General features: G+C 41.0%; 14 protein-coding genes and 2 pseudogenes. All 16 read right to left on the reverse strand.

From position 1 onward, the window contains the following. Window positions 1-9: 9 nt before the first annotated feature. Entirely contained in the window at window positions 10-915 is a 906-nt protein-coding gene (locus BW944_RS14050; RefSeq protein WP_076560767.1) for an aminoglycoside phosphotransferase family protein, read from the reverse strand. Window positions 916-1,047: 132 nt separating this feature from the next. Beyond that, window positions 1,048-2,214 carry an aminotransferase gene (locus BW944_RS14055; protein ID WP_076560769.1) on the reverse strand — a complete coding sequence of 389 codons (1,167 nt, stop codon included), beginning with the start codon at window positions 2,212-2,214 and terminating at the stop codon, window positions 1,048-1,050. After that, a complete protein-coding gene (locus BW944_RS14060; RefSeq protein ID WP_076560772.1) occupies window positions 2,211-2,711 on the reverse strand; it encodes an Lrp/AsnC family transcriptional regulator in 501 nt (166 codons plus the stop codon). The genes BW944_RS14055 and BW944_RS14060 overlap by 4 nt, the downstream gene beginning before the upstream one ends. 246 nt (window positions 2,712-2,957) lie before the next feature. Continuing rightward, window positions 2,958-3,167 carry a type II toxin-antitoxin system RelE/ParE family toxin gene (locus tag BW944_RS14065; protein ID WP_234983195.1) on the reverse strand — a complete coding sequence of 70 codons (210 nt, stop codon included), beginning with the start codon at window positions 3,165-3,167 and terminating at the stop codon, window positions 2,958-2,960. 91 nt (window positions 3,168-3,258) lie between these two features. After that, window positions 3,259-3,642 carry an AbrB/MazE/SpoVT family DNA-binding domain-containing protein gene (locus BW944_RS14070; protein WP_076560776.1) on the reverse strand — a complete coding sequence of 128 codons (384 nt, stop codon included), beginning with the start codon at window positions 3,640-3,642 and terminating at the stop codon, window positions 3,259-3,261. Window positions 3,643-4,040: 398 nt separating this feature from the next. Next, a complete protein-coding gene (locus tag BW944_RS14075; protein WP_076560777.1) occupies window positions 4,041-4,619 on the reverse strand; it encodes a histidine phosphatase family protein in 579 nt (192 codons plus the stop codon). Window positions 4,620-4,711: 92 nt separating this feature from the next. After that, window positions 4,712-4,951 (reverse strand): EamA family transporter, encoded by a 240-nt coding sequence (locus BW944_RS15475; protein ID WP_084193775.1) that lies wholly within the window; start codon window positions 4,949-4,951, stop codon window positions 4,712-4,714. Between the two features lie 289 nt (window positions 4,952-5,240). Further along, a pseudogene (locus BW944_RS14090) lies at window positions 5,241-5,927 on the reverse strand (IS110 family transposase); the annotation flags it as partial. Between the two features lie 135 nt (window positions 5,928-6,062). Continuing rightward, on the reverse strand, window positions 6,063-6,713 hold the full coding sequence (locus BW944_RS14095) for a plastocyanin/azurin family copper-binding protein (protein WP_076560784.1): 651 nt from the start codon (window positions 6,711-6,713) through the stop codon (window positions 6,063-6,065). Window positions 6,714-6,896: 183 nt separating this feature from the next. After that, window positions 6,897-7,559: a response regulator gene (locus BW944_RS14100; protein WP_084193777.1), complete on the reverse strand. Its 663-nt coding sequence runs from the start codon at window positions 7,557-7,559 to the stop codon at window positions 6,897-6,899. Window positions 7,560-7,572: 13 nt separating this feature from the next. Beyond that, on the reverse strand, window positions 7,573-9,249 hold the full coding sequence (locus tag BW944_RS14105) for a sensor histidine kinase (protein WP_076560788.1): 1,677 nt from the start codon (window positions 9,247-9,249) through the stop codon (window positions 7,573-7,575). Between the two features lie 354 nt (window positions 9,250-9,603). Next, entirely contained in the window at window positions 9,604-10,950 is a 1,347-nt protein-coding gene (locus BW944_RS14110; protein ID WP_076560790.1) for a dihydrolipoyl dehydrogenase family protein, read from the reverse strand. Window positions 10,951-11,067: 117 nt separating this feature from the next. Beyond that, a complete protein-coding gene (gene merA, locus BW944_RS14115) occupies window positions 11,068-12,711 on the reverse strand; it encodes a mercury(II) reductase (protein WP_076560792.1) in 1,644 nt (547 codons plus the stop codon). Between the two features lie 20 nt (window positions 12,712-12,731). Beyond that, complete coding sequence (merF, locus tag BW944_RS14120; protein WP_076560794.1) at window positions 12,732-12,959, reverse strand: mercury resistance system transport protein MerF; 228 nt, start codon at window positions 12,957-12,959, stop codon at window positions 12,732-12,734. Continuing rightward, window positions 12,956-13,378 (reverse strand): Hg(II)-responsive transcriptional regulator, encoded by a 423-nt coding sequence (gene merR / locus BW944_RS14125; protein WP_076560796.1) that lies wholly within the window; start codon window positions 13,376-13,378, stop codon window positions 12,956-12,958. Before merR ends, merF begins: the two co-directional genes overlap by 4 nt. A 216-nt stretch (window positions 13,379-13,594) precedes the next feature. Then, a pseudogene (locus BW944_RS14130) lies at window positions 13,595-13,747 on the reverse strand (IS3 family transposase); the annotation flags it as partial.

A 13,747-nucleotide genomic window follows, 5' to 3' on the forward strand; every position in this document is an offset into this window, starting at 1 on the left:
AGCAGGTTGCTACCCTTTTTCCTTATACCACTTAGGAACGATGCATTTGAACTCATCATGATCACAAATAACCTCCAGAGAACGGTCGAAAAGTAGCTTATACTGTTCCTGACTTCTTTTCTTGCCCCAGACAAGCGCAGAAACGATATGTACCGCACTATAAAAGGTGAACAGTTTCCAAAAGAACTCACTGATTTCTTCTCCCTCGTGATAGCCATCCAAAATTCCTCTCGTGAATGGAATGCTGACCTGTTTCGAGAAGAAACCCAACTTCTGCAAGTCGTGGACCGGATCTCCCCAATCCATTCTTTGAAAGTCGATAACGCCGGACAACCGCTTATTCTCAATCAAAATATTCGAAGGATGAAAATCATCATGCTGGAAAGTGCTCGGCCTGTTTTCCATCAAAAATTCTCTCTCTTTAATATAGTTCTCCAGCATACTTTTGAGACCTTCATCCACATCTACCTGCTGGAATTCCCTTAAATACTTGTCCATTTTTCTTTTCTTTATTGTATACCATGACGGATAGTCAGAAGGGGCGTGCAATGTATGTATCTTTTTCAATTCTTCCCCTGCTTTCACCCCTGCTGAATATTGTTCTTCTTCAGTTAAATTCCCCAGCACATTTTCTGCATCTGTACCAGGTACGTAAGATAAAATCATGTAGGACTTGCCGCTATCCTTCAATGTATCGAATGCTATCGCTTTTGGTACATAATCTGAATACGTAGACAATTGATGCAGCGTTTCAAATTCCCTTTTTCTGGATGGGCTATTTTCCTTAGCAAACATCCGCAAAAGATAGGTTTCGTCGATTATATATTTTTCATCATAAGAAAATCCTTTCGTAAGCTTTGTGACAGTTTCCGCTTCTTTCACATGTGGAATTCGTTCCAGTACTCTATTCTCCACAGAACCCCTCCTGCTCTATATACTGATAAAAGGTCGTTTATAATCAACAGTCCCGCGTAAACTTTTATAAAAAAACAGCCCAACTAAGGATAGTTCCCCCATTTATGTTGAGCTGCTTCTGATAAGTTGGTATTATATTCTTTTTTCCACAAAACGCTTCATTCGTCTCATCGCTTCGTCCAACTGTTTCAAGGAGGTCGCGTAGGAACAGCGGACGAAACCTTCTCCGCTTTCCCCGAACACATCTCCAGGAACGACAGCGACCTGCTCTTCCTGAAGCAGTTCTTCGGCGAAGTCAGCCGAACTTAGACCTGTTTCCCTGATTGACGGAAAGGCATAGAACGCTCCACCTGGATTCGGACAGTCCAGCCCCATTTCATTCAGGCTGCTGACGATGAAATTACGGCGCTGCTTGTAACTCTTCATCATATGATCGACGCTCGGTTTTCCGTTCTTCATCGCTTCGAGTGCGGCATGCTGGGCAATGGTCGGTGCACACATCATCGTGTACTGGTGGATTTTCACCATCGTTTCGATGATTTCCTGAGGTCCTGTCGCATATCCGAGACGCCAGCCGGTCATAGCAAACGCCTTGGAAAAACCGCTGATCAATACGGTCCTTTCCTTCATACGTCCGATGGCCGGGAAGCTCGTATGCACGTCTTCATACGTCAGTTCCGCATAAATCTCATCCGACAGCACGAGTAGATCATGTTTTTCTACGACCTCAGCTATGCCTTCGAGTTCCTCCCTTGATAAAGCGGCCCCTGTAGGATTGTTTGGATTACAAAGGATGATCGCTTTGGTATTCGGGGTGACAGCTTCTTCAATTTGTGCAGGTGTCAATTTGAAGTCGTCCTCCGGCCGCGTTTGGATAGTGACCGGTGTTCCACCTGCGAGACTGACTGTCGGCACGTAAGCAACGAATCCGGGTTCGACGACGAGCACTTCTTCTCCCGGGTTCACGGTAGCCCGGAGTGCCAGGTCAATCGCCTGACTGGCTCCGACGGTTACGACGACTTCTTTTTCAGCATCATAGTTCACACCGAAACTTCCGAGCAGATAGTTACTGATCTCCTCGCGTAAATCAAGCATGCCAGCATTTTCCGTATAGGAGGTATATCCCTGCTCAAGTGCATGGAAGCTGTGTTCGATGAAACTCCATGGTGTAACGAAATCCGGTTCTCCGACACCGAGAGAAATCACGTCTTCCATCTGTGCGGCAAGGTCGAAAAAGCGACGGATTCCGGAAGGCTGGAGACTGTCTGCCTGTTTGGATACGAATGATGTCTTCTTCATGGAGACACCACCATTCGACGGTCATTGTCATCCTCATCATCATCGAGAATGATGCCATCATGCTTGTAGCGTTTCAATACGAAATGGGTCGTCGTTGACAGCACAGAATCGAGTGCGGACAATTTTTCAGAAATGAAGCGCCCGATTTCCATCATCGTTTTCCCTTCCACGGAGACAGAAAGATCATAAGCCCCGGACATAAGATAAACGGCTTTCACTTCCGGGAAGCGGTAGATCCGTTCGGCCACTTTATCGAATCCTGTGCCACGCGCCGGCTGTACTTTGACGTCCACCATCGCTGTCACTTCCTCTTTATCGATTACCTTCGCCCAGTCGATCAGGGTCGAATACCCGAGGATCGCTTTCTTCTCTTCTAATCCACGGAGGAGTTCGCGAACTTTCTCTTCCGTTATATTCATCAATTTCGCAATTTTTCCAGGTTCCATATTCGCATTTTTCTCGATTAATTGGAGTACTTCTATCTCTTGTTCCTGCATACTTTCACCTGCTTTTTTAAGATTCCTGTTGTAGTAAAGGTTTGATTATTCTATTATAACGCATTTCTTTAGTTTGAAAATGCTTGAGCAGGTGGTTTTTCTAAAAATTCAGCTTATTATGGGAAAACAAGACTATTAACCTATGATCTGTCTATACCCTCTCACTCACAGAGTTTATCTGTAGTCTCAAAAAAGGCGGAAGACATGCTGTCGCCTTCCGTGGGTGAATTTTATGTATGCGATTCACTATAAATACCGTTTTAGTTCCTTGTAAAACTGTTCCCGCGTCCCTGCATGGATGTTGATTACAGTATCCCCATCGTCGTCTTCGTCGATGGTGTACGCCAACTCATAACCGGTTTTGTTATGGCGGATATCATACCCGTAGACCCCCGTGAGATCCCCTGTTTTCGGTTCACCTGCCTGATAGGGGTCTATGCGTATGATATCAATCACATCTTCATCTTTCTTCTTGAGCTGTTTGTCATTGATTTTCTTGAAAAACTTTTTGGCGTATTCCGGACTCTCAGTTCAGATTTTTCCATGGCTATTCGTCCTCGTCAAACAGGTCAGACACAGATTCTACGTCTTCTGCGTTTTCGTGAGCATCTTTCACCCATGCTTCAACCGCAGGGCGTATATTGTTCTTCCGACGGTTGAATTCCTGGAGCAGTTCATCCCCTCCGTATCCTTCGTCGATCAGGTCTTTCAGAATAAATTCGGAGAAGTCATCACTGTTTTCTCGCACCGGAGTGATCACGATTTTATTCCCCTCCAGCTCGATATTGGCTTCGGTACCCATTTCGAGATAATCGTAAAATTCTTTCGGGACGGTGATTTGGCGTTTGTTGGATATAGCTATACGGCGCGACTTTTTCCTAGGTCCTTGAGCTATATCTCCACTCCTCCTTACAGTTTCCTCTGCAGCCATCAGTATGCCCCTCCTTCGTCCATGTATTCACGTTTTCCTAGAAACCAAAAATAGTTTCTTTTTTTCTAGGATTCCTTGTTATAATTATAATACTACTGTATAGGATACGCAAAGTTCCCTCAGCTAGGAACGGCGGATCAAGGGTAACTTCAGGAAAATACAGCTGTCTACAGAAAATTGAATCAAGGCATAGAAAAATCGGTTCCTTTCATTCGATAGGAACCGATTCTCAAATTAACCCTATTCGATTAAAGCCCCTTAAACAGGAAGACTTGATTCCGAGATATTCAAACAGATTTTCAACTAACACCCCAATAACGGAAGACTTGATATCGAGATAAATTAAGAAAAATTGTTATCTTACCTCTACTTTCTGAGAAGAGACCTGTATTCTCTATCTAATAATTCACACTTAACCATCCGGTTTCTTTAGGAAAATCCTCTCTTGTTAATGTTCTACCGGTAATAACCTCTCTAAGAGAAGTTATTGTGCCATCATGAGAAACGATATGCACTTTATAATTCATGTTAATCTGTTCACATGCTTTAATGAATTCTTCAGCCATTACCTTGAACTTTCTCGTTGGCATAGTATTAATTCCAAATTTCCATAAGTCGTCGTGTAAGCCTTCATGTAAATGAAAGTCAGGAAATCTATCTGCTATTTCTTCCTTCGACAGTATTTCATCACACGGTAAAGTTTTTCCTTCAGGAAGCTGTGGGAACATTCTTGGAGCAACTAATGGGCTGACCAATTTCTTCACTTGTACTTCTTCACATAAAATAGAAGCTGTATGTAATGTTCTTAGTGTAGGACTAGCTAGAATTACATCTTTATCTGTGAGTGAAAGCTCCTCTTTCAGAGCTTCTGCTTGGTTTATTCCTTCTTCTGTTAAGGAAGGATCAGATATATATAAGGATTTTGGCACATTTAATGTATGTTCTCCTTGTCCATGTCTAATAAATACTATTTCCATTATGTCACCTCTCTTCCTGTAAATATTCGATTAAAGAATGGCCACCTTATCTGGGTAATCCGAATTCAAGATAGTACGATTTCACGATCAACTTAGATAGTAGTATAAGCAATCATCATTACCCCTGCCACAATGATTACGGAGGAAACTACTCTTTGAATACCAATACCTTCGTTTAGCCATTTCACTCCAATAAGCGTTCCGAATAATATACTAATTTCCCTTAAGGGAGCCACATAACTTACAGGTGTAAATTGTAAAGCAGTTAACACAAGAATGTATCCTAACGAATTTAGTACTGCAACGCCAAATGCTTCTTTCTTATTTACTATCCATTTTTTTTAACATCTTTCCAGTTCCGAAGTGCTATGGGGGTTAAAAGGGCTAGACGACCTACGGTGTTAAAATAATCCAAAATAATTGGTGAAATAAGAATCAAACTAACAGCTGCTTTATCCAGGAGCGTATAACTAGCGATTGTTAGCCCAATTATAACACCATAAAATGCCGGGGCTAGGTTTTCTTTACTCTTGAAGACCTTCATTCCACCTGTTAAAAAGAAAATCCCTATTATAATACAGGTAATTCCCGTAAAGGCGATAACCGTGCTGTGCTACGGGCCGCAGGATAGGAATTGTGTGCCATATCTAATAACTGTGTCGCTTTTTCTTCAGCCCTTTTTACCGACATCCTCTTTTTTGTATGTTTAAGAAGGCAGTTTTTAATAATTGTTCTGGAATGCAAAAGCACCAGGTCAGGATGTGGAAATAGCTGAATAACATTGAGAAACAAGTGCGACTTGGTCGTGAACATAGCCTCTATTTCAGGGAATGTCTCCTGTAAGGCTCTGTGTAATCTATTACGGACAACGCTCAGTTCTTCATTCAATTCATTATAATACCTGGAGAGCTGCTTCAATTGATGAAAGCGATTGTCCGTATCTTCTTTTATTAGGCGTTCGTTAGTGAAATGAGTCATAGCTAATTGATGCGCATCACTGTGATCCGTCTTGTGAATCCGCAGCCCATCACATTGAAGTTTTGCCTCAAGGGGATTTAATAGACAATAGTCGTAGTCATTATCGCGCATGAAGCGCTCTAACGGTTTGGAGTAGGCGCCAGTAGCTTCAAATACGATACGTGGTTGTACACCATAACCATCGGTTATGTCGTCAATCAATGCTTGTAGCACTTGAAAATCAGACTTGGAATGCATGACTTCCCCTTCCTGTTCGCATTTCTTTAAAGGATTGTAGAGAACGAAATAACTCTTTCCCATACTGACATCGAAGGCAATGACGTGGTTCACAATCTCTCCTCCATTCCTATTGATTGAAGCTCCACCACTCCTTAGTATGTTTTTTTTGTCCAATTTTTCAGATACCCCAACAAATATCATAGAGCCTAAAAAATCCCCAAATGCAACAAACATCTGGGGAAAATACTATTCAACTATAAAACTTCCTACCATTCCAGCTTCTTTATGTCCCGGGACACTACAGAAAAACTCAAATGTTCCTTTTTCCTGAGGAATAAATTTAATACGTACGGTTTGACCAGAGGTTGCATTCATATGAATGGTTTCAGAATCTTCCTTGTGTCCACCATCATGCGTACCGCTTGCATGGACTGTTGAAACACCTAAGACTTGATCTAGCAAAGATACCTCTTCAGGATGATCAGCCATTTCGCTCATATAAGTAATCTTCACATCCATCTTATTTTGAGTCAAATCATGGAATATTTCTCCCTCATTATCCATGATAAGCTCGTATTCCTCGCCCTTATTTAAAGTAATTTCTTTTGGATCATACCCCATTTCAAAAGCCGAAACATTTATAACATGGCTATTTGCCTCAGCTTCCTCTTCTTTCTCAGATTCACTTTCTTCCTCCGTTTTACTATCTTGCTCATCCGTGTTTTCTGACTTCACTTCTTCTTCCGTCTTGTTATTTTGCTCATCCGTATCTTCTGTCTTCACTTCTTCTTCAGATGATTTCTCTTTAGCAGCCTCACCTGATGGGGAGCATCCTGCTAGTAAACCAACTGTGAGAAGTAGAACCCCAGCCCAAAACACAAACTTACTCTTGAACAATCGCCTTCCTCCTTCTGAATGGTTGTATTGAAAATCTACGTCTAATGATAGCCAATACACTCCATTTCTTATAGTAGAAATGAGGACCCTTTCAAAGGAGGAAGAAGTAGTAAAACTACTACTTACACTCTTCTCAAACCCGACTTTCAGCCTACGAATCATAGATTTTATTTGTTCGATTAATCACTCTTGATCATCTATGAGTCCTTCTTTGACAGCAAAATTCGCTGCCTGATACCTGTTTTTAACATGAAGTTTCTGTAAAATGTTTCCGAGGTGTTTCTTTACCGTATGCTGGCTGATAAATAACAGATCACCAATTTCTTCATTCGAATACCCTTTTACCACCAGTTCCAAGACGTCCATCTCCCTATCGCTCAAGTTATATTGAGAACCTTTTTGACTTTGCAATCTCTCAGCCATAGATTTGAATTCATACAATAGTTTATTGGCCAATCCAGGGGAAAAAGAAGCTTCTCCTTTTAAGACCCCATGAATATGGGCAAACAAATCGTTTAGATTCATATTCTTTAACAAATATCCGTTCGCTCCGTTTTTAATGGATGTATATAAATCTTTTTCTTCATCAGAAACGGTCAGCATGATTATTTTCACTTCTTGATTTTGCTCACGTATCTTTTTCACCGCTTCCAAACCATTATAATCAGGCATCTGGATATCCATTAACACCACATCCGGTTCCAGTTTTTCTGTGTGCGTCACAGCTTCTAAACCATTCACCGCCTCACCAATGACTTCCATTCCTTCTTGTAAATTTAATAACTCTACAATTCCTTTTCGTAATATTTCATGATCATCACACACTAGTATTTTTATATTCGTCATCGGGCTCTCCTTTCTAAGGTACGGACAAAATGATTCGTGTCCCTGTTCCACGTCTAGTATCTATGTGAAACTCCCCTCCAACCAAACTTGTTCGTTCTTTCATAATTCCCAACCCGTACCTTTCTTGACCCCCTTCTCTATATTCATAATTGAATCCGTTCCCGTTATCTTCAATCACTATTTGCCATCCCCCATTTTTCAGTCGGGACATTTTCAAGGTCACTTCTGTGGCATTTGCATGTTTTTTAACATTTGATAAAGCTTCCTGAATAATACGAATGACATGTACTTTTACATCTTGAGATAAATGATTATCATCTTTAGACAAGAAGCCATCAAATAATAGGTTCACTTTGATACACGTCTGTTGTTCAAAAATATCGGCGTAATTAGCAAGGGACTCATTAAATGGCTTCTGCATGTGAAACGGGGTGCGCAAATTGAAAAGATGATGTCGTATCTCATGATAAGCTTCATTCGTAAGCTTTTCTAAATCATTTACTAATTTCTGTAGTTTTACAGCATCGATACTTTTATTGTTGTGAATAGGGATAAAACTTTTGAGCACTTGTAGCTTCATGGAGATAGAACTGACATCCTGGGCCAACCCATCATGCATTTCACGAGCCAACCTCTCTCTTTCTTCTATAATCGTAACTTCTTTAAGTTTTCGATATAACTGACTATTTTCTATGGTAATGGAAAATATTTGCTTGATACTCTTCACTACTTCCTGTTGCTGCATAGAGGTCTTTATTTTTTGAGCACCTTCCGCAATAATGAATCCGACATTCGTATCTTTGCTTTCAAAGGGAATGATGATGTTATCATCAATGAACTCAAACTCCTCCCATCCTTCTTCTTTTAAAAATGCATAATCAGGGAAGTTGTCATTTTGGGTGGAAGCAATGAATGAATAGTCTTTCTGACCGGAGGTTCGCAGGATAATAGACACATCACGTACGTTTAATAATTTCTGAATTTTATGCGCCACCGTTTCAAATATCATCCGAGCCTCATGAGTGCTCAAATCACGTATAGTAGCCATCTTACGAGATATCTGATACAGACTTTCTGTTTCATAATGTTTCTGAGTCGCTTCTGCATAAAGTTCTTTAATTACGTTTTCCATATGCTTTCTCTCCGATAAATCTCTTGCAATCACCGCTATTTTATCCTCGGAATCCGGTAAATCTTTCATATCTGAAAGCGTTAGGCTCACCGGAGCTTCAGTACCGTCTTTTTTTGTTAGAGTACTCTCGAAAATACGCGGAAGATCAATTTCTTTCTTCGTGTAATCTAAATTGAAAGAGGAGAGAGACGTAGGAAAAAGCATGTCAAACGTCAGGGAATCTGTTGTGCTACGTCCACTTAATATTTTCGCTCCTTCATTCATATCCAAAGCTTCTCCCCTTGCGTTAAAGACAAATATTCCGTCAGCACTATTATCGAATAATGCCTTTGCTTCAATTTCTTTCTGATACGTCTGAAGTTCTAACTTCTCCAAGGTATGAAAAATATAGTGAGAGATAATAATGGAAACGACAATAAAAAGAATGGAAGAAAAAAGAATATCTATATCTTTCGGGAGATAATCGATTAACATATAGTGTCTCACCAATTCATAGCTTACAATAAAAAAACTAGTAATCAGGATTGCCAGCATTTTATATTTTCTATATTTCTTCAATGTGTATCCCCCTATGTATAAATTACAAGCAGCTCAAATGTTTTTGATTCTATTCTTCCTTAAATCATATCACTCTTAGTTCCTCTTCTTCATTCTTTCCCATGAAGAAATGATAGATTTTCACTAAATACAAAAAGAGCGATATCCTCGAGATATCACCCTTATTTGAAACTTATGACTTATTTTCCGTAGAAGATTTATTTCAACAATGTTCGCCATCCACTAATAAAACGTATATGACATGACCGGGAGATGTAGAAAAGAAGGTGTCGTTCACTGGTTTTAACTTCGACCCCGGAGAATACCCCCTAAAATGCCGCACTGACTCAGAAAACCCTGCTACGCTAAGTATTCTTATAGCATATGAGCAATATCAGAAGCTTCTGTTGGATAGGCATACATCATTTGTTTCATTTCTTTGGCAGGTATCCCGAACCGGATCGCCGTTGCAAAGTGATTAATCAGTTCGTCTGCTTCTTCACTAATTAGATGAGCTCCAACAACCTGATCTTTATCGTTATCTACCAGGATTTTAAACCCGGTATGCGTTTCGTTCGTACGCTTATACGTAAACCACCCATCTACCGTCTGGTGTTTCACGTCAATATCCCTCCCAGAGGCATACGCTTCTTTCTCTGTCATCCCTACCGAAGCTAGCTTTGGTACAGTGAACACAACAGAGGGCATAGGTGGATACTCTACTTCCTTATGGTTTCCTTTCAGGATATTGGAAGCTGTAATGTGAGATTCCATGCTCGCTACCGGGGTGAGAGGCAGTCCACTAGTTGAAGCAGCGTCCCCTGCAGCATAGACACGTGGGTTCGTCACACTTTGCAAATAACCATTCACAGAAACTCCGTCATTCGTTGAGTCAACATTCCCCTGTTCCAAGTCCAAATCGAGCGCAGGAACCCGCCCCGCTCCGTGCACGACCATATCTGCAGAAAAGGAGATTTCTTCTCCTTTGGTATGAGTTCTGACCACAAGAGAATCATTTTCTTTCTCAATAGCTTCCACCGAATGCTCTTCATGAACTTCGATGCCAATGTCTTCGCTCTTTTGTAACAAGGAATCGACTAGGTCGCTGTCAAAATGTTTCAGTGGACGTTCCCCGCGGTGAATAATATGAACCTTTGCCCCTGCCCGTGCCGCAATATGGGCAAATTCAAAAGAAATATACCCGCCTCCAACAAAAACGATTGTCTCCGGAAGTCGATCCAGCTCGAGGAACTCGTCACTATGCGTCATGTATGCTTCTCCCGGAATCGATAATGGCGTCGGTGTGGCACCGGTAGCTATCAATATATATTTCCCTTCAAGAACTTCATCTTCGATCCTTAACTGTCGGTCGTTGATAAAAGAAGCTTTTCCATGGTAAGTGTCCATCCCTTTTTTGTTTAATGCCTTTTCTTTTTTATCCGGCACGTCATCCGTGAATGTCTTTTTGAATGCCATAAGTTCCGGCCAATCGATGGTTACACCCCCGGGAATGCCGCTTCCTTTCATTCGTTTATGCCAGTCATATAGTTCCGCAGCTCCATGAAGCACTTTTTTCGGATCGCACCCTCGCAGGGCACAAGTGCCTCCATACGAGCGATCGTCTATCATGGCCACACGCCAGCCTGCTTGATTACACTTAGCTGCTGTGATTGACCCTCCAGAACCTGTACCTATCACAATAAGATCGTATTTATTGGTCATATTTATCTACCTCCTAAAATCTTTCCTATTTACGTTTGCCTACTTTGTGAAATGACAAACCCTGTACCTTATCCATGGTTTTAAAAGAGTTCACCGTAACTTACGGAGAACTCTTTGCTAGCCTGCACAACAAGACAGTTTGGAGACGTCTTTATCGAATGTAAGACTGGCTAACTTCAATCCTTCTGCCATTGTAAGGTAAGGAGCCATGGTCTCTTGAAGGTCGTCGGCTGTTAATTTAAATTTCACAGCTAACGTAGCTGCATAAATGACATCCCCTGCATTTTCAGCTACCACATGAGCACCAATAATCTGGTTGGTTTTTGCATCCATAATTAATTTGAAAATACCCTGGGTTTGATGGTTCACTAGTGCTCTTGGAACTGACTCTAAGGGAAGCACGGACGTTTTCACATCATAGCCTGCTTGTTTGGCCTGGTGTTCTGTCCGCCCAATAGAAGCAATCGAAGGACTCGTAAACGTCACTGCAGGAACATGATCCAGGTTTTGTGTCTTTTTCGTTTGCTTGGATACGTTTTGTCCAACAATACCTCCTTGGTGAGCTGCCACATAAACGAATTGAGGACTAAGTGTTACATCACCAGCTGCATAGATATGAGAGATATTGGTCTCCAGATAGTCATTAATTAAGACTTCTCCATATTCCCCCAATTCTAAATCAATGTTCTCTCCTTGGAGTTTTTCTGTATTGGGCTTCCTTCCTGCAGCAATCAGAAGCTGATCACCTTGAATGGTTTCAGGCTTTCCTTCCACTTCAATATGAACGAACTTTTGACCGTTTTTGTTCTCGACTTTATGATAACTAACACCTTTCAATAATGTGATGCCTTCTTCTTTTAACATATTTTCAACGCTCTCAGATATTTCGGGATCATAATGTTTCAAGAGTGTTGAACTGCGTTGCATGAGCGTAACTTCAGCGCCTAAGTGGCGATACATTTGCCCTAATTCCAGGGCGATGTATCCGGACCCTATAATAACCAGATGCTCAGGAACTTCTTTCAACTCTAAAGCAGATGTGCTTGTTAAAAAAGAAGTCTCTTTCAATCCAGGAATATTCGGAATGAAAGGAGAAGCCCCAGTAGCAATTAAAAAGGACTCAGCCGTTAAATCTTTTCCCTCTACGGATAGGGTGTGTGAATCACGGAAGTAAGCCTCTCCTTTAATGAGATCGAACCCGTATTCCTGAATAAGGTCTTCGTACTTCTCTTTACGCAATTGGTTAACCAACTTCTCTTTTTGGTTTTGCAGCCCGACCATATCTGGTTGTTGAGCCGAAGTCGTCAAACCTTGGAATAGCTGTTGTTCGGTTTGGAATTGAATGTGTCCAGCTTGAAGAAGGGTTTTAGAAGGAACACATCCGATATTGACACAGGTGCCTCCGACCTCCCCTTTCTCTACTATGGCTACCCGTAATCCATTCTCAGAAGCTTGAATGGCCGCAGAAAAAGCTGCCCCTCCGGAACCGATAATTAAAAAATCGTAATCGTACCCTTCAACTGAAGCATCCTTTTCACTAACGGATGAAATACGAATCATTTCCCCTGGTTGATACGGCGTCTTTTGAAGTTTTTCCTTTATATTTTCTTCCTTGTACCCATCTGGTAATTGAAAGTCAGCCTTCCCTCCTTGATAGTCCACATGAATATTTTCAGCGCCATTTTTTTGAAGTGTATCTCGCACATGATCTTCACAGCTTGCACATGTCATTCCTCTGATTTCCATTTGAATTTTTTTCATATTTATCTCCTCCTTCATTTTTAAGAGCAGCAGTCCTTATTGGGTGATGTGTTTTTTCTTTTTTTATTAGAGACGAAAACAAGTATTAAAAATACAATCAACAGTGGAATTAAAACGTAATCCAAGTAACCTACCCATGCTCCTAGACCAAGTAAACCTAGTGAAATTACTAACAAAGGCGTCGCACAACAAAGAAGGGTTACGAAAAATCCAGTCAAACTTCCGATAAACCATTTATTCTCCCTCATCCAGTACCCCCTTTTTGCTCTCCACCTTCAATCACCTTTTCTATAATCGGGCAGGCATACAAGTCTTTTTCTTCCGGACAACAAGCCTTCAATTCATTCAACACTTTTTGGATAAGTTGCAATTCTCTAATTTTCTTTTCAATATCCTGCTGTTTTTCTGAAACGAACTGATACATATCCTGACAACGATCAGAATCTTTATCCACCACTCCTAGTAGCTTGTGGATTTCACTTAGTGAAAAACCCAGATCTTGCATTTTCTTGATAAAATTAATGCGCTTCACTGTGGCCCCTCCATATATGCGATAACCTGAATTGTTCCGATATGGTTTAGGTATTAATGATTTGCGTTCGTAGTAACGGATAGTTTCTTTATTCACATTACAAGCTTCGGCTAGCTGGCTGATTTTAAATTCCAAAGCAATCACCTCTACATATAATATAAACCCTGTACTATAGTACAGGGTCAAATGTTAATCGGTTATATTTTTCCAGTCTTAAACTCAATAGATTATTTTTTTGCCGAAAAATTCTGGATTGTCAACACAAAACTAGACAGTTTAATTAAGGTGTTTCCGGCGATAAGCGGCCGGGGTAAGGTAGCCTAACGTCCCGTGAATGCGGATATTATTTTACCAGTGGACATAATCGAATAAGGCGATCTCCAACTCCTGAAGCGTCTCAAATGTTTCTCCATAGATGAATTCCGTTTTCAGTACCTTATAGGTAGCTTCGGCAACGGCATTATCATAAGGGCATCCTTTTTCACTCAGGGAACGGTCAATATC

Source organism: Salimicrobium flavidum (genome assembly GCF_900156645.1).
Lineage (GTDB): Bacteria > Bacillota > Bacilli > Bacillales > Halobacillaceae > Salimicrobium > Salimicrobium flavidum.

What these genes read in the sequence shown, in the direction of transcription:
- BW944_RS14075 (WP_076560777.1), bottom strand. Translation starts at nt 4,619, where the DNA reads ATGGAAATAGTATTTATTAGACATGGACAAGGAGAACATACATTAAAT.
- merA (WP_076560792.1), bottom strand. Translation starts at nt 12,711, where the DNA reads ATGAAAAAAATTCAAATGGAAATCAGAGGAATGACATGTGCAAGCTGT.
- BW944_RS14110 (WP_076560790.1), bottom strand. Translation starts at nt 10,950, where the DNA reads ATGACCAATAAATACGATCTTATTGTGATAGGTACAGGTTCTGGAGGG.
- BW944_RS14055 (WP_076560769.1), bottom strand. Translation starts at nt 2,214, where the DNA reads ATGAAGAAGACATCATTCGTATCCAAACAGGCAGACAGTCTCCAGCCT.
- BW944_RS14060 (WP_076560772.1), bottom strand. Translation starts at nt 2,711, where the DNA reads ATGCAGGAACAAGAGATAGAAGTACTCCAATTAATCGAGAAAAATGCG.
- merF (WP_076560794.1), bottom strand. Translation starts at nt 12,959, where the DNA reads ATGAGGGAGAATAAATGGTTTATCGGAAGTTTGACTGGATTTTTCGTA.
- BW944_RS14100 (WP_084193777.1), bottom strand. Translation starts at nt 7,559, where the DNA reads ATGACGAATATAAAAATACTAGTGTGTGATGATCATGAAATATTACGA.
- BW944_RS14070 (WP_076560776.1), bottom strand. Translation starts at nt 3,642, where the DNA reads ATGGCTGCAGAGGAAACTGTAAGGAGGAGTGGAGATATAGCTCAAGGA.